Annotated in this window: 15 protein-coding genes; 11 read left to right on the top strand and 4 right to left on the bottom strand. The window is 46.0% G+C overall.

The genetic code is table 11. The annotated features are described in order from the left end of the window. Positions 1 to 170 precede the first annotated feature (170 nt). Positions 171 to 602, bottom strand: coding sequence for a hypothetical protein (locus T426_RS0118170; protein ID WP_025864807.1), 432 nt, complete (start codon positions 600 to 602; stop codon positions 171 to 173). A 338-nt stretch (positions 603 to 940) separates the two neighbouring features. Here T426_RS0118170 and T426_RS0118175 point away from each other — a divergent pair, with 338 nt between their 5' ends. The 8 genes from T426_RS0118175 (at position 941) to T426_RS0118210 (ending at position 9,886) form a co-directional block, all read left to right on the top strand. After that, positions 941 to 1,330, top strand: a complete 390-nt coding sequence (locus T426_RS0118175) for an HYC_CC_PP family protein (RefSeq protein ID WP_025864806.1) — start codon at positions 941 to 943, stop codon at positions 1,328 to 1,330. 123 nt (positions 1,331 to 1,453) lie between these two features. Then, positions 1,454 to 5,287, top strand: coding sequence for an efflux RND transporter permease subunit (locus T426_RS0118180; protein ID WP_025864805.1), 3,834 nt, complete (start codon positions 1,454 to 1,456; stop codon positions 5,285 to 5,287). Further along, a complete protein-coding gene (locus tag T426_RS24225) occupies positions 5,284 to 6,528 on the top strand; it encodes a TolC family protein (RefSeq protein ID WP_025864804.1) in 1,245 nt (414 codons plus the stop codon). The genes T426_RS0118180 and T426_RS24225 overlap by 4 nt, the downstream gene beginning before the upstream one ends. 13 nt (positions 6,529 to 6,541) lie before the next feature. After that, positions 6,542 to 8,368 carry an efflux RND transporter periplasmic adaptor subunit gene (locus T426_RS0118190; protein ID WP_234406734.1) on the top strand — a complete coding sequence of 609 codons (1,827 nt, stop codon included), beginning with the start codon at positions 6,542 to 6,544 and terminating at the stop codon, positions 8,366 to 8,368. Between the two features lie 114 nt (positions 8,369 to 8,482). Continuing rightward, positions 8,483 to 8,869, top strand: coding sequence for a DUF302 domain-containing protein (locus T426_RS0118195; protein WP_025864802.1), 387 nt, complete (start codon positions 8,483 to 8,485; stop codon positions 8,867 to 8,869). A 64-nt stretch (positions 8,870 to 8,933) separates the two neighbouring features. Continuing rightward, complete coding sequence (locus T426_RS0118200; protein ID WP_025864801.1) at positions 8,934 to 9,176, top strand: SHOCT domain-containing protein; 243 nt, start codon at positions 8,934 to 8,936, stop codon at positions 9,174 to 9,176. 30 nt (positions 9,177 to 9,206) lie between these two features. Then, complete coding sequence (locus tag T426_RS0118205) at positions 9,207 to 9,569, top strand: heavy-metal-associated domain-containing protein (protein ID WP_025864800.1); 363 nt, start codon at positions 9,207 to 9,209, stop codon at positions 9,567 to 9,569. Between the two features lie 77 nt (positions 9,570 to 9,646). Continuing rightward, positions 9,647 to 9,886, top strand: coding sequence for an SHOCT domain-containing protein (locus T426_RS0118210; RefSeq protein ID WP_036984628.1), 240 nt, complete (start codon positions 9,647 to 9,649; stop codon positions 9,884 to 9,886). Positions 9,887 to 9,911: 25 nt separating this feature from the next. Here the strand turns inward: T426_RS0118210 and T426_RS0118215 are convergent, their stop codons facing one another. After that, positions 9,912 to 11,783, bottom strand: a complete 1,872-nt coding sequence (locus T426_RS0118215) for an ABC-F family ATP-binding cassette domain-containing protein (protein ID WP_025864798.1) — start codon at positions 11,781 to 11,783, stop codon at positions 9,912 to 9,914. 176 nt (positions 11,784 to 11,959) lie between these two features. Here T426_RS0118215 and nth point away from each other — a divergent pair, with 176 nt between their 5' ends. After that, entirely contained in the window at positions 11,960 to 12,613 is a 654-nt protein-coding gene (gene nth, locus T426_RS0118220; RefSeq protein WP_025864797.1) for an endonuclease III, read from the top strand. Positions 12,614 to 12,620: 7 nt separating this feature from the next. Here the strand turns inward: nth and zupT are convergent, their stop codons facing one another. Beyond that, positions 12,621 to 13,448, bottom strand: coding sequence for a zinc transporter ZupT (gene zupT / locus T426_RS0118225; RefSeq protein WP_199898609.1), 828 nt, complete (start codon positions 13,446 to 13,448; stop codon positions 12,621 to 12,623). Between the two features lie 216 nt (positions 13,449 to 13,664). On the opposite strand from zupT, the gene T426_RS25615 reads away from it, so the two are divergent. Further along, entirely contained in the window at positions 13,665 to 13,835 is a 171-nt protein-coding gene (locus T426_RS25615) for a DUF362 domain-containing protein (protein ID WP_081782451.1), read from the top strand. 69 nt (positions 13,836 to 13,904) lie between these two features. Here T426_RS25615 and T426_RS0118230 read toward each other — a convergent pair whose 3' ends face one another. Next, entirely contained in the window at positions 13,905 to 15,500 is a 1,596-nt protein-coding gene (locus tag T426_RS0118230) for a YfcC family protein (protein ID WP_025864795.1), read from the bottom strand. 509 nt (positions 15,501 to 16,009) lie between these two features. On the opposite strand from T426_RS0118230, the gene hutI reads away from it, so the two are divergent. Continuing rightward, on the top strand, positions 16,010 to 17,260 hold the full coding sequence (gene hutI, locus T426_RS0118235; RefSeq protein WP_025864794.1) for an imidazolonepropionase: 1,251 nt from the start codon (positions 16,010 to 16,012) through the stop codon (positions 17,258 to 17,260). The last annotated feature ends 1 nt before the right edge of the window (position 17,261 follow it).

The following is a 17,261-nucleotide window of genomic DNA, read 5'->3' on the forward strand; positions in this document are numbered from 1 at the left end:
TTTCAATTTTTGTCAGACCGTTGGAAGATAAACAGGAAACGTAGAAAGATATCGATTTCCGTCTGATTTTATTCCGTAGAGAAATGAATTTTCAATATTATGTAACAATAGTATTGAGATGAAGTTCATATTCAAACTATTGCAGGGGCTTAAAGAAACCTACTTGAAAGTTAATTGTGTACGGTATTGTGATAATTAGGAAAGCGATCTCTGTGACGCCTTTTGTAATAAATGTACCACTTAATGAAGCTGAAAACGAGTAGGATAAAGGATAGTGAACCCAAAACGATGATTCCTCTTAGAGGGATGGCAAGATGTCCGAAAATCAGCCACAGGCTTAATATGGTGCCTGCACTAAGATTAATAACCAATGCGCCACGAAATCCGAGGCCCGGAGCAGCTTCTTTTTCCTTTCTTCTTGCCTCCATTATAAGCGATATAGCAATGCCCAGAAGTACGGCCCCCAGCAAATTAGGGTAAAATCGAGAGTAGGCTCCCGGAATTCCCGTAAATTCCCAAACTTCAGGACTGAATAGTAACAAAGCGATTCCGAGTAATCCATCGATTACCGCATCAACGATTAAAAAAGCACGCATGCGCATGGTAACAGCACTTTAGGTTTTGGTTGATTACAAATTGACAACTCCGGTTAAATAAGTTACGAATTTTATTGCGATATGTTATGGTCAGTCGTCGTTTTGACGGAAGTAGGTGCAGATAATTTTTTCGCTTCGGGGTATATGGTAGATAAAAGGAGTTTTTGTTGTGTATATCCGGATAGTCTGTTAACACTTTTCGCATTTTTTAGCATTTTCTGTAAGATGAATACTGACAATGTTTTAATGGAATTGTTAGAATCTAAAAATCGGGCTTTAAACATTTTATGATACTTATATGTTGAGTTTTCTGATTGGAATCGATAGCTTTGTTCCACGTAAATATGATTCGAAAAACAGGACATATCCTTACAGCCCTGATACTTTTAGCTTCAACAATCGGGGTTACCATCAACAAACACTATTCGAATGGTCGGTTGTTTGATGTGTCCATCTATGCCGCTGCGCAATCGTGCTGTTCTCCTGGTCACCATATGGATGGTTGCCGCGATACGCACGATCATTATCAGGTGGTAAATGATTTTCTGGCGTCGAATTTCGATAACGATTTTCAGGCACCGGTAATGAATTTTTTCACTCCGGTGATGGTGGTTCCTGCTTTCGAATTGTCTGTTATTTCAGAAGTCAACTCTCCGTTATTTCCTCATCAAAACAAACTCCCCGTTTATGATGCAGGGGATTGGTGTGCCCTTACGCAAGTATTTCTATGTTGATTTATATCGTATAAAATCAGTCGGATAGACTGATTATTGTAGCCGGATGCATTGGTCTGCATCTTGGGTTGCAGTTTTTGTACGTTCAGATAAATCATTTCATCACAGCTTAATTGTAAGAGCATGCTGAATAAGATCATACGATTCTTTTTAGAGAATAAACTGGTCACGTTTCTGGCACTTCTAACATTTGTTGCCTGGGGTATTGTTTCTGCACCTTTTCAGTGGGATACAGGTTCCCTGCCTCGCGATCCGGTGCCGGTCGATGCGATTCCCGATTTAGGTGAGAACCAGCAAATTGTCTATGCCCAGTGGCCGGGGCGTTCACCGCAGGATGTGGAGGACCAGATAACTTATCCGCTAACCACAGCACTGCTGGGAATACCCGGAGTCAAAACCATTCGTAGCAATTCTATTTTCGGACTCTCCAGTATTTACGTCATTTTCGACGATGATGTAGATTTTTACTGGAGCCGTACCCGGATATTGGAAAAGTTAAATTCGCTTCAGTCCGGTACGTTACCCAATGGTGTCACACCGTCGTTAGGGCCCGATGCAACGGCCTTGGGACAGGTTTACTGGTATACACTCGAAGGGCGGGATAAAAACGGGAATCCAGCCGGAGGATGGGATCCGCAGGAATTGCGAACAATACAGGATTACTTCGTCCGATATGGATTAATGTCTGCCAAAGGAGTTTCAGAAGTAGCATCCATCGGAGGCTTTGTGAAGGAATACCAGGTCGATATCGATCCCGATGCCATGAAAGCGAATCATGTGAATGTAGCGCAGATTATGTCGGCCGTCAGGAAGAGCAATCTCGATATAGGAGCACGCACCATTGAGTACAACCGGGCTGAGTACATGATTCGCGCTTTAGGTTATATCAAGAATATTCACGATTTGGAGCAGAGCGTTGTGGCCGTTCATAACAATGTTCCCATCCGGATAAAGGATGTGGCGCACGTGACTTTTGGACCAGCTACCCGTCGCGGCGGACTGGATAAAGACGGCGCTGAAGCGGTTGGAGGAGTCGTGGTAGCCCGTTACGGTTCCAATCCATTGCAAACCATCAATAACGTTAAAGAGAAAATTAAAGAGATATCCCCCGGACTTCCGTCGAAGACGCTGAAAGATGGTACTGTATCGAAAGTGACTATCGTGCCGTTTTACGACCGGACCGGCCTGATTAAGGAGACGCTGGGAACACTGGAGTCGGCATTGTCGCACGAAATTCTCATCAGTATTATCGTGGTGATTGTACTAGTACTAAACCTCCGGGCTTCCTTCTTAATATCGAGTTTATTGCCGATTGGGGTGCTCATCACCTTCATTGTGATGCGGCAGTTTGGCGTGGATGCCAACATTGTAGCCTTGTCGGGAATTGCCATTGCCATCGGTGTGATGGTTGATGTGGGAATTGTGTTCACGGAGAACATCGTCAGGCACCTCGAAATGCCCGAGAACCGTGGCGCCCGTGGACACGACCTGCTGAATGTCATTTACAATGCGACCATCGAGGTGGCTTCGGCGATCATTACCGCACTGGCAACCACGGTGGTGAGTTTCTTGCCGGTCTTCGCGATGCAGGCCGCCGAAGGAAAACTCTTCAAACCGCTGGCCTTTACCAAAACATTTGCGTTGCTGGCCTCATTGGGAATTGGCATTATCCTGATTCCGGCGATGGCACACATCCTGTTTGGCATCCGTTTCGATAAAAAGCGAACCAGCCGGGTTTGGTATGCGGCATTAGTCGCGGCGGGTATTCTTTTCCCAATCATTTATCATTCATGGGTGGCGTTGGCATTGCTGGCTTTCGGTATAAATGGCCTGTTGGAATACCGTTGGCCGGAAGACAAGCGCAAGTACGTTACGTGGATTAATATCGCGATAGCGGTAGTGATCGTCGTTTACTACCTGTCGTCCGAATGGATGCCACTGGGAGCAGAGAACAGTCTGTTCGTGAATTTCCTTTTCGTATCCATCATTGTCGGTGCGGTGTTGGGAACGCTGATGACCATCGTTCATTACTATTCCTACATATTGAAATGGTGTCTGGCGAACAAGTGGAAATTCCTTAGCATCCCGATTGCTTTGGTGCTGTTTGGTATTGTTGTTTGGCAGGGATTCGATAAAACGTTCTCGTTTATTCCGGCTACGATGAATAAAATCGGGTGGAATATTCGGACGACCAATCTCTGGACTTCGCTGGATAAGTCATTCCCCGGAACGGGGAAAGAGTTCATGCCGTCGCTGGACGAAGGTTCGTTCCTGTTGATGCCGACCACGATGCCGCACTCCGGTGTTCAGGAGAACATCGATGTGATTCGGCAAGTCGATAAAAGAGTGAACGCTATTCCGGAAGTAGAAAACGTGGTAGGTAAATGGGGGCGCGTGAATTCGGCTCTCGACCCGGCTCCGATTTCGATGTTCGAGAACGTGATCAATTACCGTCCGGAATACATCCTCGACGAAAACGGTCATCGCATGCGCTTCAAAGTCAATGATGATGACGCGTTTGTGCTCAAAGACGGTTCGACATACGATCCGAAGAAAGACGGCTATCGTCAGATTGATAAGAGTCAATTAATAGAAGACGATAATGGCGAATATTTCCGTCAGTGGCGCAATAGAATCAAGTCGCCCGACGACATCTGGAAGGCCATTGTGAAAGCTTCTTCTGTACCCGGATTAACTTCCGCACCGAAACTGCAGCCCATACAGACCCGACTGGTGATGTTGCAGACGGGTATGCGGGCGCCAATGGGCATTAAGGTGTTTGGACCTGATCTGAAAACCATTCAGAATGTTGGTTTCGAACTGGAGAAATTCCTGAAGGAGGTTCCCGGCATCAAGCCTAAGTCGGTATTTGCCGATCGGGTTGTTGGAAAACCTTACCTGGAAATCAACATCGACCGGGATGCAATTGCCCGCTACGGGTTGACTGTTCAGGATATGCAATCATACATTTCCGGAGCCATTGGCGGAATGAAGCTGACGACCACGGTGGAAGGCCGTAAGCGTTTCCCCGTTAGGGTGCGTTATGCCCGCGAATATCGCGACAACCCGAATGATTTGAAGAATATACTTATCCCGACGCCAACGGGTGTGCAGGTTCCGCTGGGTGAACTGGCGAAAATCACTTACACACGCGGTCCGCAAATGATTAAGAGTGAAAACACCTTTCTGGTAGGTTACGTAATTTTCGATAAGCAACCGGGACATGCAGAAGTGGATGTTGTGGAGAATGCGCAGAAGTTTCTGCAAAAGAAAATTGCCGATGGCGAATTCAAGGTGCCGGCCGGTGTGAGTTACAAGTTCACCGGTAACTATGAAAACCAGGTACGGGCAACCAAACGATTGATGTTGGTGGTTCCGATTTCGCTGTTGTTGATCTTCCTGATCCTCTTCTTCCAGTTCCGTTCAGTGACGACCTCATCAATGGTCTTCAGCGGTATTTTCGTTGCCTTTGCCGGAGGTTTCCTGATGTTGTGGTTGTATGGCCAGCCGTGGTTCATGAACTTCAGCGTGGCGGGAATCAACATGCGCGGCCTCTTCCAGATGCACACCATCAACCTGAGTGTGGCGGTCTGGGTCGGGTTTATCGCCCTGTTCGGTATTGCCACTGACGATGGGGTGATTATGGGAACGTACCTGACGCAGGTGTTTGATAAAGAGAAACCGGAAACCATTGCACAGGTGCGCGAGTCTGTTCTTCACGCCGGTCGAAAAAGGGTTCGTCCCGCGATGATGACCGCAGCTACCGCGATTATTGCCCTGATACCGGTACTGACTTCTACCGGAAAAGGTTCCGATATCATGGTTCCGATGGCTATCCCTTCGTTTGGCGGAATGCTTATTCAGGTGATGACCATGTTCGTGGTTCCGGTTCTGTACAGTATGTGGCAGGAGAAAAAGGTGAAGAAAGCCCTCAAACATAAATCGATTGAATCATGAAGCGATTAATATATATCATCCCGCTGTTGTTCGTTGTGGTTTTGCTTTCGCAGGAAAAGACTTCGGCGCAGGAAGCGTTGAACAACTACCTGGTGCAGGCTGCAGAAAATAACCCGGGATTGAAAGCCAAATTCAATGACTACCGGGCATCACTTCAGAAAGTGCCGCAGGTAGGAACATTGCCCGATCCACAGGTCATGTTCGGTTATTTTATTCAACCGGTCGAAACCCGGCTGGGGCCGCAAAAAGCGAAGATTTCAGCCACGCAGATGTTTCCCTGGTTTGGAACGCTGAAGGCTCGCGAGAATGTGGCCACCAACATGGCGCAAACCAAATACGAAGCTTTTGAAGATGCCAGGTCGAAGTTATTCTACGACTTGCGCTCCAACTATTTTAATCTCTATTTCACCGGAAGGTCGATAGCGATTACCAAAGAGAACCTGAAGTTGATGCAATCCTTCAGGAAACTGGCGCTGGTAAAGATAGAGGCCGGTATGGCTTCCACGGTAGATGAATACCGACTGCAAATGGAAATTGGCGAGTTGAAAAATCAGCTGGCTTATCTGCAGGATAATTACCAGACGCAGCAGGTGGCCTTTAATAACCGGTTGAACCGGGACCGCCATGCAACGGTGGAAATCCCGGATACCCTTTGGGTGAAAGATTTGCCGCTGAATATGCAGCAAATTGCCGATAGCGTGAGTTTGCAAAATCATCAGGTTAAACGACTGGACAACCTGATGGCCGCTTACCAGGCCGAGCAGGAGGCCGCCCGCAAAGCTGGTAGCCCGAAGTTTTCCATCGGTTTCAACTACATTTTTGTGGGAAAAGGCTCGATGAGCAGCACTGATGCCGGGAAAGACGCATTTTTCCCATCGGTGGGGATTACCATTCCGCTGTACCGGAGAAAGTATCAGGCCATGATTCAGGAAGCAGAGTTCAAGGAGGAAGCCGCGACCAACCAGAAACTGGACAAGGTCAATACCCTGAACAGTGTTTTGGAACGGGCCAACCGCGATTACCGGGATGCCGTTCGCAGGGTGGCACTTTTCCGGAGACAGCTGAGCCTGGCACATCGCTCATTGAACATTCTTGAATCGTCGTATTCAACCGACGGCAAAAACTTCGAGGAAGTGTTGCGGATGGAACGGAAGGTGCTGAAGTATGCGCTGGAACTGGATAAGGCACGGGCCGACCGAAATGCTTCAGTCGCTTTTATCGATTACTTAATGGGTAAATAAAATGGATTTCAAGATGAAAAAATATATCGACCTGTCGAAAAAAGAGTGGTACCGCATTGGCATCGCGGTGCTAGCCGGATTGCTGGTGGGATGGTTGTTTTTCCACGGAAGTGGAAATAACGCGACCGAACCGGTCAAGCATCATCATGAGCAGGCAGAGGCCGGAACTAAAAAAGTCACCATCTGGACCTGCTCCATGCACCCGCAGATCCGTCAGGATCATCCGGGGAAATGCCCCATCTGCGGCATGGACCTGATTCCGCTGACCGATCTGAAAACAACAGAATCGGCTTCAGCAGATGAAATTCCGATGACAGAGGCAGCCATGAAGCTGGCCGATGTCCAAACCATGACGGTACAGAAGGGGTATCCGGCCAAAGAAGTTCGCTTGCTGGGTAAGGTTAAACCCGACGAACGAAACATTGCCGAGCTGACAGCCCGTTATGGCGGACGAATCGATAAGCTCTTTGTGAACTTCACCGGGCAGCATGTGCGAAAAGGAGAGAAGTTGGCGTTGATTTATTCGCCGGATCTGATTACGGCTCAGAAAGAGTTGCTGGAAGCGATTCAGTACAAGAATACCAATCCCGATTTGTACCGGGCTGCCCGGAATAAACTGAAGCTATGGAATCTGACGGATGCACAAATTAATGGCATCGAACAGAAAGGAACCATTCAGGAAGATTTTGAGGTAATGTCTCCCATTTCGGGTACGGTGACCAAACGGCAGGTGTCACTGGGGGATTATGTAAAAACCGGGGCCAGTCTGTTCGAAGTCATCAACCTCACCGATGTGTGGGTCATGTTCGATGCTTATGAAACCGATTTGCCGTGGTTGCGCAATAATGATAAGGTGCAGTTTACGGTGGCTTCCCTTCCGGGTGAATCCTTTAAGGGAAAAGTGACCTACATCGATCCGTTTATCGATGCCAAAACACGCGTGGCACACGTTCGTGTTGAGGTGCACAATCCGCACCTGGAACTGAAACCCGAAATGTTTGCCAACGGCATTGTCACCTCGCAGCGGGCTGAAAACGGAAAAGTGTTGTTGATTCCGCAAACAGCAGTCTTATGGACCGGCAAACGCTCCATTGTTTATGTGAAAGTGCCCAACCGCGAAGAGCCGACTTTCAAAATGCGGGAAATCACGTTAGGTCCCGAATCGGGCGATAATTATGTAGTGGCTGACGGACTCAAGGAAGGCGAGGAGATAGCTGTAAATGGCGTATTTCAAATCGATGCGTCGGCGCAGTTGGCCGGTAAACCCAGCATGATGAATCCCAAGGGCGGCGACTCAGGTGCCGGAAGTATGCCCGGAATGGATATGGGCGGCAGTAAGTCGACCTCTTCCGCGAAAGCGAAAACGGCTGAAGAAGCATCCGAGACGAAGGTTCCCGAAGCATTCAAGCAACAGCTTACTAACGTTTACGAGGCCTATTTAAAAATGAAAAATGCCTTCGTCGCCAAGCAGTTCGATAAAGTACAGGCCGATGCAAAAGCTGTTCAGGCTGCATTGGGAAAAGTCGATATGGAAGAGCTGAAAGGAGACAACCATCTGGCGTGGATGAAGCAGCTGAATGTGATGAAGCCCAACATTGCCACGATTACGTCAACGGTAAAACCGGATGAGCAGAAAGCGGCTTTTGCAACGTTTAACAAAACTTTCTACGAAAGTGTAAAACGGTTCGGTTTGAAAGGCGTAACCATTTATTACCAGTTCTGCCCCATGGCACTCAATAACAAAGGAGCTTTCTGGTTGAGTGAGTCCGCAGATATCCGCAATCCGTATTTTGGTTCGGACATGTTAACCTGCGGCGAAACCCGTGACACCATTCAATAATAGAGTGCTAAAGTGTGTTAATTCATAAGATCATATAAAACATTTAATGAATTGTATAACACACTACCGGTAAGCATGGGGTAGCTTTGAGGTATGACTTTGAAGACAAAAGAAATGAAGTATTACATCAATAAAAAAGTGGAAGGCAGCTTCGACGAGGTAATCGTTCAGGTTACGGAAGCATTGCAGCAGGAGGGATTTGGTGTATTGACAGAGATGGATATTCAGCAAAAGCTGAAAGAAAAACTGGATGTCGATTTCAGAAGATATAAGATTCTTGGAGCTTGTAATCCACGGTTTGCTTACCAGGCATTGGAATCCGAAGACAAAATCGGGACGATGCTTCCCTGCAACGTGGTTGTTCAGGAACTGGACAGCGGCGGAATTGAAGTCGCAGCCGTTAATCCGGTAGCTTCGATGCAGGCGGTTGAGAACGACGATTTGTTCTGCATTTCGACGGAGATTTTGAGAAAACTGGAACGGGTGATTGCTTCGCTTTAGGAAAGTTTTCTTCAAGATAATGACATCATAGAAGTTATTAACGAATAAGAAATGGAGGTTTATCATGATGTACGGTTATGGAGGACATTGGTTTGGCATGGGAGGCGGCTGGATAATCGGCCTGCTCTTCCTTATTGTTGTCATTTGGCTGTTGGTCCGGGCAACCGGTTCGAATCAGCAACCTCATCATCCCTCAAATTCTTCCCATCAGGGAGGAAATTCAGCGGTCGATATCCTGAAAGAGCGTTATGCACGCGGCGAGATTGACAAAGAAGAGTTCGAACAAAAGAAGAAAGACTTACAATAATTAACTGGTTATTTATTTAAAAGCAGACACATGAAGAATGCAGTAGTAACGTTGATTTTTGGAATTTTAATGATGGGTGCGCAGTCGTTATTGGCTGATAACGCACAGAAAACTGACACCTTTAAAGTGTACGGAAAATGTGGTTCCTGTAAGGCCCGCATCGAAGGCGCTGCAAAAAGCGTTGACGGGGTAGCGAAAGCCGACTGGAACATGAAAACGGAGATGTTGGCGGTGACGTACAATCCTTCGAAAACCAATGAGAAGAGCATCAGTAAAGCCATTGCCAAAGTGGGACACGATACCCAGTTCGACAAAGCGTCAGATTCGGCTTACGCCGGACTTCCTGGTTGCTGCAAGTACGACAGGGCCACGTATCCCGATAAGAAAAATTAACTTTTTTCATATGAAATACCCGGGGTTGCTCCCGGGTATTTTTGTAAGTTTACTAGAGAAACTTAAACGATATGGTTATGAACGATTGTTTTCAGTTTGGATGGGGCTGGGGATGGCCCTTTGGATGGCTCATTTGGTTTGCCTTTATTATTCTGGTCGTTTTATTTATCGTGCGTTTAACACGTGGTCCGGTTTCCCAACCGCCAAGAGATATTGGTCACGACGCTGCTATGACGATCCTCAAAGAGCGTTATGCCCGTGGCGAAATCTCGCGTGAGGAATATATGGAGCGGAAGAAAACACTGGAGGAAAGCTAAAACGGATTCATTTTCCGTTTGTGCATCAAGCCAGTTCGCTGAGTTCGAGCCAGCGCATCTCTTTTTCGTCCAGCAGGTCTTGCAGTTCACCGTGCCGGTTGGATTGTTCGACCAGTTCTTCCGGCGATAAGTTGCCTGCATTCATCGCCTCTTCGATGGATGCTTTTTCTTTTTCTAGCTCAGCGATATCCGTTTCCAGCTGTTCGAATTCTATCTTTTCCTTATAGGTGAGTTTGCGTGGTTTCGGTTTGTCCTGTTTAGCGGGCTCTGCTTTTTCGGCTTTCTCCTGTTTTTCCTGTTTGCGTTCCAGCTTATCCTGTTCTTCTTTCCAGTCGCGGTAGTCGCTGTAATTGCCCGGAAAATCCTTGATTTGGCCTTTACCCCGGAAAACGAACAGGTGGTCGACAATCTTGTCCATGAAGAACCGGTCGTGCGACACGATAATCACGCATCCGCTGAAGCTTTTCAGGTAATCCTCCAGCACGTTCAGCGTCATGATGTCGAGGTCGTTGGTCGGTTCATCCAGAATCAGGAAGTTGGGATTCTGAATCAAAACAGTACAGAGATACAATCGCCTTCGTTCTCCACCCGAGAGTTTTTCCACATAGGAATATTGCACTTCCGGCGGAAAGAGGAACATGTTCAGAAACTGTGCAGCCGTCATCACCTGGCCATTGCCCAGGTCAATCACTTCGGCAATCTCTTTCACGATATCCAACACCCGGTCTTCGGGTTTGAACTGCATGCCGTCCTGCCGGTAATAGCCAAATTTAATGGTTTCGCCCACGTCGATGGTTCCGCTGTCAACGGGAATAGCGCCGGTAACCAGGTTCAGGAAGGTGCTTTTGCCGGTTCCGTTTTCTCCCACAACGCCCACTTTTTCGTAGCGACTGAATTTATACGAGAAATCCTCCAGAATCCGGATGTCGCCAAAGCTTTTGGAAAGATGGTCCACCTCCAGTATTTTTTTCCCCAACCGGGCACCTTGCACATTCAGTTCCACGGTTTCGTCCGAACGTCCCTGCGAGGCTTTTTCCTGCAGCTTGTATGCATTTTCCACCCGGTATTTAGCTTTGTGTCCCCGGGCCTGTGGCATTCGCCGAAGCCATTCCAGTTCGGTGCGATACAGGTTTTTGGCTTTCTCTACTTCAGCGGTTTGTTGCTGAATTCGTTCTTCCCGTTTGGTGAGGTAATAGGAGTAATTTCCCCGGTAACGGTAAATGGTTTGGTCGTCCAGTTCCAGAATTTCATCGCACACCCGGTCGAGAAAATAGCGGTCGTGCGTCACCATGAAGAGGGTAGACTTCGCTTTGCCCAGGTATTTTTCCAACCATTCAATCATGTCCAGATCCAGATGGTTGGTGGGCTCATCCAGAATGAGAAAGTCGGGTTCGGTAATCAGCACATTGGCTAAAGCCACCCGCTTTTGCTGGCCGCCGGATAGTTCACTGATGCGCTGCTCAAGATTATTTATCTTCAGTCGTGACAGGATTTGCTTAATACGCACTTCAAAATCCCAGGCATTCAACCGGTTCATTTTTTCCATCGCCTCAGCCAACAAGTCATGGTTCTGGCTATCTACAGCTTCTTCGTACTGTTGGATGGTTTCTACCAACTCGTCCGATGATTTGAAGGCCGCCTGCATTACGGTATCATCTGGATCGAGATCGGGCGTTTGCCTTAGGTAGCTTACACGGATGTCGCTGGCAATGCTAATGCTGCCTTCGCTGGGTGAGTTGATGTTGTAAATTAAGTCCATCAAGGTCGATTTGCCAGTACCGTTTTTGGCAATCAAGGCAACTTTTTGACCTTCCGAAATGGTGAAGTTGATATGTTCGAACAGGGCGAGTTCGCCCCAGTATTTTGTCAGATTTTCAACCTGAAGATATGGCTTCATGCAATCCTTATTTTAGCCCTCAAAAATAGCAGGAATTACATGAAAAACCACAATTGTTGACTGTTATAAGTTTAATGGGAAAATTGGGAAACGACTGAACAAAATCCGGTTGTTTTCAGTTGGAATGGTGATTTACATAAGCGAAACAATTAATTTTACCGCAAACGAATTAACCAATGCAGAAAAAAGAACGCTTTGCCCGCATAATTGAGTGGTTTCAGAAAGAGATGCCCATTGCCGAAACCGAACTCGAATATACCAATCCCTATGAATTATTGGTTGCTGTTATTTTATCAGCACAATGCACGGACAAAAGGGTAAACCAAATTACGCCGGAGTTGCTTCAACGGTTTCCCACTCCCGAAAAACTGGCCGAAGTAGAGCCGGGCGAAGTATTCGAGTACATCCGCTCGTGTTCCTACCCAAATAATAAAGCCAAACACTTGGTTGGCATGGCCAAAATGTTGGTGGCAGATTTTAACAGCGAAATTCCGGACACGGTGGAAGAGTTGGTGAAGCTGCCCGGTGTGGGTAGGAAAACTGCCAATGTAATTGCTTCAGTGGTATTCAATAAGCCGGCAATGGCCGTCGACACACATGTTTTTCGTGTGGCAGCTCGCCTGGGGTTGAGTACGAATGCCAAAACACCGCTGGAAACCGAAAAGCAGTTGGTAAAATACATTCCGGAAGATTTGATTGCCACAGCACATCACTGGCTCATTCTGCATGGCCGCTATGTTTGCCTGGCGCGAAAACCGAAATGTGAAAAGTGCGGACTGACACCTTACTGCAAATATTATCAGCAAAAGCTGAAAAAGGAAGAAGCTTAATTCGTATTCAGGAAAGCACCATCAGGCTAAGCGCCATCACAGCCATTCCGCCAATGAGACCATAAACCGAGAGGTGATGTTCCCCATATTCTTCTGCCGATGGTAGCAGTTCGTCGAATGAAATGAAGATCATGATACCGGCGACACCAGCCAAAATATAGGCGAAAATCAAGTCCATGTTTTCCGGTGTAACGAACGGAAGAATCAGTAAATAACCAAGCAATGCGCCAACCGGTTCCGAAACTCCTGACAGGAAAGAGAGCCAGAACGCTTTTTTCCGGTTTCCGGTAGCATAATATATAGGTACTGAAACAGCAATTCCTTCCGGGATATTGTGAATGGCAATAGCAATCGCGATGGCAATACCGATGGATGGATCTTGCAGTGCAGACGCAAACGTGGCCAATCCTTCCGGGAAATTGTGAATACCTACAGCCACTGCTGTCATGATTCCCATGCGGTAAAGTTTCCGGAACGCAATGGCTTTGCTCTTATCGTCCATATCCTCTACAGCCTTAACCTCGTGCGGGTTTTCAAAATTCGGGATGAATTTGTCGATTAAGGTAATCAGCAACATGCCACCGAAGAAAGCGATTAAGGAATACCAGTGTCCGCGAAGTTTTCCTAACTTTTCAATCAGTATATGCTGTGCATGCGGAAAAATTTCCATGAACGAGATGTAAATCATCACACCCGCTGAGAAACCAAGGGCAACACTCAGTAACTTGGTATTGGTTCGCTTGGTGAAAAAGGCAATGGCACTTCCTATTCCGGTTGACAAACCGGCAAAAAGGGTGAGCATAAACGCGGTTAGAATATTCCCGGATATCTCCATATGATGGGTTTAGTGTAAGTTGGTTACAGGCCGTTTTTCCCTTATTATAAAACGAAAATAATAAAACCTCTTGAAAGTAACGGCTTTCGGCCGTTTTTGGAATGATTATAAAATTCCCCAAAAAATGTTATTAACACATGTAGAGAATTTGTTTTTTAGTCAATCTTTGTACATTTGCTCTTAATAAAATGTTATCAACAAAAATCCATTTAAGTTATGGCTTACGTTATTTCTGACGAATGTATTGCTTGCGGAACTTGCATTGACGAATGTCCGGTAGAAGCGATTAGTGAAGGTGAAATCTACAAAATTGATCCGGAACTTTGCACAGATTGCGGTTCTTGCGCAGAGGTTTGTCCTGTTGAAGCAATTGCTCCGGGAGAGTAATCTCAGAAAAGCATAAAAAATAAGCCTGTTCCAGTTTGGGACAGGCTTTTTCATGTATAAAAGTGGCGTTCAAAAGCCGTTGAGTTTCATCGTCACGGTTGGAATAAGCAACAGAAAGCCAATCAGAATTAAAATAGCCATCAGGGGAGCAATCCACTTTACCCATTTCTCGTAAGGAATTTTTGCTACGCCTAACACACCAATCAAAATCCCGGAAGTGGGCGTGAGCATATTGGTAAATCCATCGCCAAATTGAAATGCCATGACTGTTGCCTGCCGGGAGACGCCGATTAAATCGGAAAACTGTGACATCATGGGCATGGTTAGCGCTGCCTTGCCGGAACCAGACGGAATAATAATGTTCAGCATCGTTTGAAAAATGTACATCATGCCCACCGACGCGACCTTACCCAGATTATTCATCGATTGAGCAATGTAGTGCAGCAGCGTATCAATAATATGTCCATCATTCAGAATAACGATAATCCCTCCGGCAAGGCCTACCACCATGGCAGCCGATAGAATATCCTTCGCACCTTCGATAAAGAGTTTGGTAATTTCGTTTCCGCTTTTCCCGGTCGCCAATCCTGATGCAATTCCTAATCCCAGGAAAATCGTGGCGATTTCCATCACGTACCAGTCGTAACCCATCACCCCGATAATAAGGAATACAATGGTGAACAGAAGAAGTGTGAGAATAAAATAATGAACGGTTTTTCGTAAACTCAGGATTCCTGTTACCAGGAAAACAAAAGTTGCAATGGGAATAGCCGGCATCGGATACCTACCATTTCCAATTTTTAATTCCGTTACCGGATACCGAAAAGCCGTATAAATCATGATGACCGAAAGAATTCCAAATATCCACCAGGCAACTTTGGGCGTTTGGAACTTCAGATTCTCAATATGAGCGTTTCCTCGTTCCCGCCAGTAAGTATCCTCTTCGTAAACAGGCGACTTTGTCGGATTTTTCTTAATCCTTCGAGCATAACGGATAATGAAAACAAAACCGACCAGGTTAATTACCACCCAACTGAAAAGCCGGTATTCGATTCCTGAAAAGAGGGGCAAATTAGAGAGTCCCTGGGCAATTCCTATGGTAAAAGGATTCAGGATGGCGCCCGCAAATCCGAGTCCGGCGGCTACAAAGCAGAGCGATACACCGACAATGGAATCGTATCCCATGGAAATGGAAAGTGGTACGAAGATGATGATGAAGGCGATGGTCTCTTCACTCATGCCGAAAACAGCGCCAAATACCGAGAACATCAGCATGATTAAGACAAAGATGAGGTTATCGACGCCAATTTTTTTCAGCCAGCGGTGGTGTTCGAGATTGCGGGCGAAGAGAAGAAATGAATAAATTCCCATATCGATGGCCTTACTTTCGTTGACAATCCAAAAGGCACCTCCAATAATCAGGATAAAGACAATGATGTTGGAGGTATTTTCGAATCCTTTGAAAAAAGCTGAAAACACCTGCCAGGTTTGAGGCGATTTCTCGACAAAATGAAAGGAGTTACTATCGATAACTTCTCTTTGCACATGATTAACGGTGACCGTTTCTCTTGCAAATTCACCTCCGGGGAGAATCCAGGTGAGAGCAGCCGAAAAGAGAATGATGAGGAAAATAATGACGTACGTATGCGGTACTTTCTTTATCATAAGGAATTAGTTTAGCGGTTTTCAAAAATAAGCAAATGCGTCAAATGAGGGAGTATTTCGGTCAATTCAATTTTTTATAGCTAAAAATGTGTTGGTAGTTAGTGTTTTACGTGGGTGGGAAGTCGTATTGAATTGAATTTTTGAAAGGATAAAAAAATTAAGTTTTTATGCCTGATATGTCTCATTTTTTATCTGCGTTTCCTTAAATTTATTTATTACTATTAAACTTTCATACTTATAAACAGTATGGAGTTTATAAAACCATCTGGCCTGATTAAGCTTAATCTGTTACTACTTGAGATGAAACTCCCATTCGTTTCAGAAATTAGGTAATAGAGGTCGGTACTGATAAGTGATAGTTGAGATGCACGGATTGATTCTGGATTTTGTTAAAGGCAAATAAATGATCCATTGATTTTCCGGGTACGAAAAATCGTATAAAAGCAAAAGCTCCTGGTTGGATATCCATTGTAAGGGTGAGTTTTCGAGGAGCGCTAAAAAATTAGCAGATGAAAATATTGTTGGTAAATATCAAAGAGCTGGTGCAGGTTGAAGAAGAACCCAAACTATGGGTTGCCGGAAAGGATATGGCTAAAGTCCATACGATTAAGGATGCATTTCTTTTGCTGCGTGACGAGATGATTGTTGATTTTGGTTCGATGGAGGAGTTGAACGGACGTGATTTAGATAATTATGATGTGTTGATGGAAATAGACTGTACGGGACGAATGGTTTTTCCATCCTTCTGCGATTCGCATACGCATTTAGTTTATCCGGCCAGCCGCGAACAAGAGTTTGTCGATAAAATCAAAGGGCTGTCCTATGAAGAGATTGCCCGGAGAGGCGGAGGCATTCTGAATTCGGCCAACCGATTGCACGAAATGAGTGAGGAGGAGCTTTGCGTTTCGGCTCTTGAGCGGATATCTGAAATCATATACAAAGGTACCGGAGCGGTTGAAATTAAAAGTGGTTACGGTTTAAATCCGGAAGATGAAATTAAAATGCTTCGTGTCATTCGCCGGTTAAAAGAGTCAACTCCATTGGCCATAAAGTCCACATTTCTGGGCGCACATTCCATTCCGATGGAATATCGGGATAATCCATCAGTTTATGTCGATCAGATCATTAATGAAATGTTGCCGCGCATAGCGGATGAAGAACTGGCTGACTACATCGATGTTTTTTGCGATACCGGCTTTTTCTCGGTTGCCGATACAGAAAGAATTCTCGAAGCTGGAACAAAGTATGGACTTCGGGCAAAAATACACGCCAATGAATTAGGACTCACCGGTGGGGTACAGGTTGGCGTAAAAAACAAGGCTCTTTCAGTCGATCACCTTGAATATTTAGGGGATGACGAAATAAATGTTCTTAAACATTCGCAAACCATGCCGACCATTTTGCCTGGTGCTGCCTTCTTTCTTGATTTACCTCTTTCACCAGCGCGGAGGCTAATAGATTCGGGACTTCCGGTGGCATTGGCTACCGACTTCAACCCAGGTTCATCGCCTTCGGGTGACATGAAATTCATGCAATCGCTGGGATGCATCCGGTATAAGATGCTTCCCGAAGAGGTAATTAACGCTACGACAATTAATTCCGCCTATGCCATGGGCATTAGCGATGGCTACGGAAGTATTGCCCGGGGCAAGGCAGCCAATGTGTTTATAACCAGGGATATTCCTTCGTATCAGTATTTTCCGTACGCCTACAACTCCGAACTTATCGAGACGGTAATCCTCAGGGGAGAGATTCAGTGAT

The organism is Prolixibacter bellariivorans ATCC BAA-1284 (genome assembly GCF_000621705.1).
Lineage (GTDB): Bacteria > Bacteroidota > Bacteroidia > Bacteroidales > Prolixibacteraceae > Prolixibacter > Prolixibacter bellariivorans.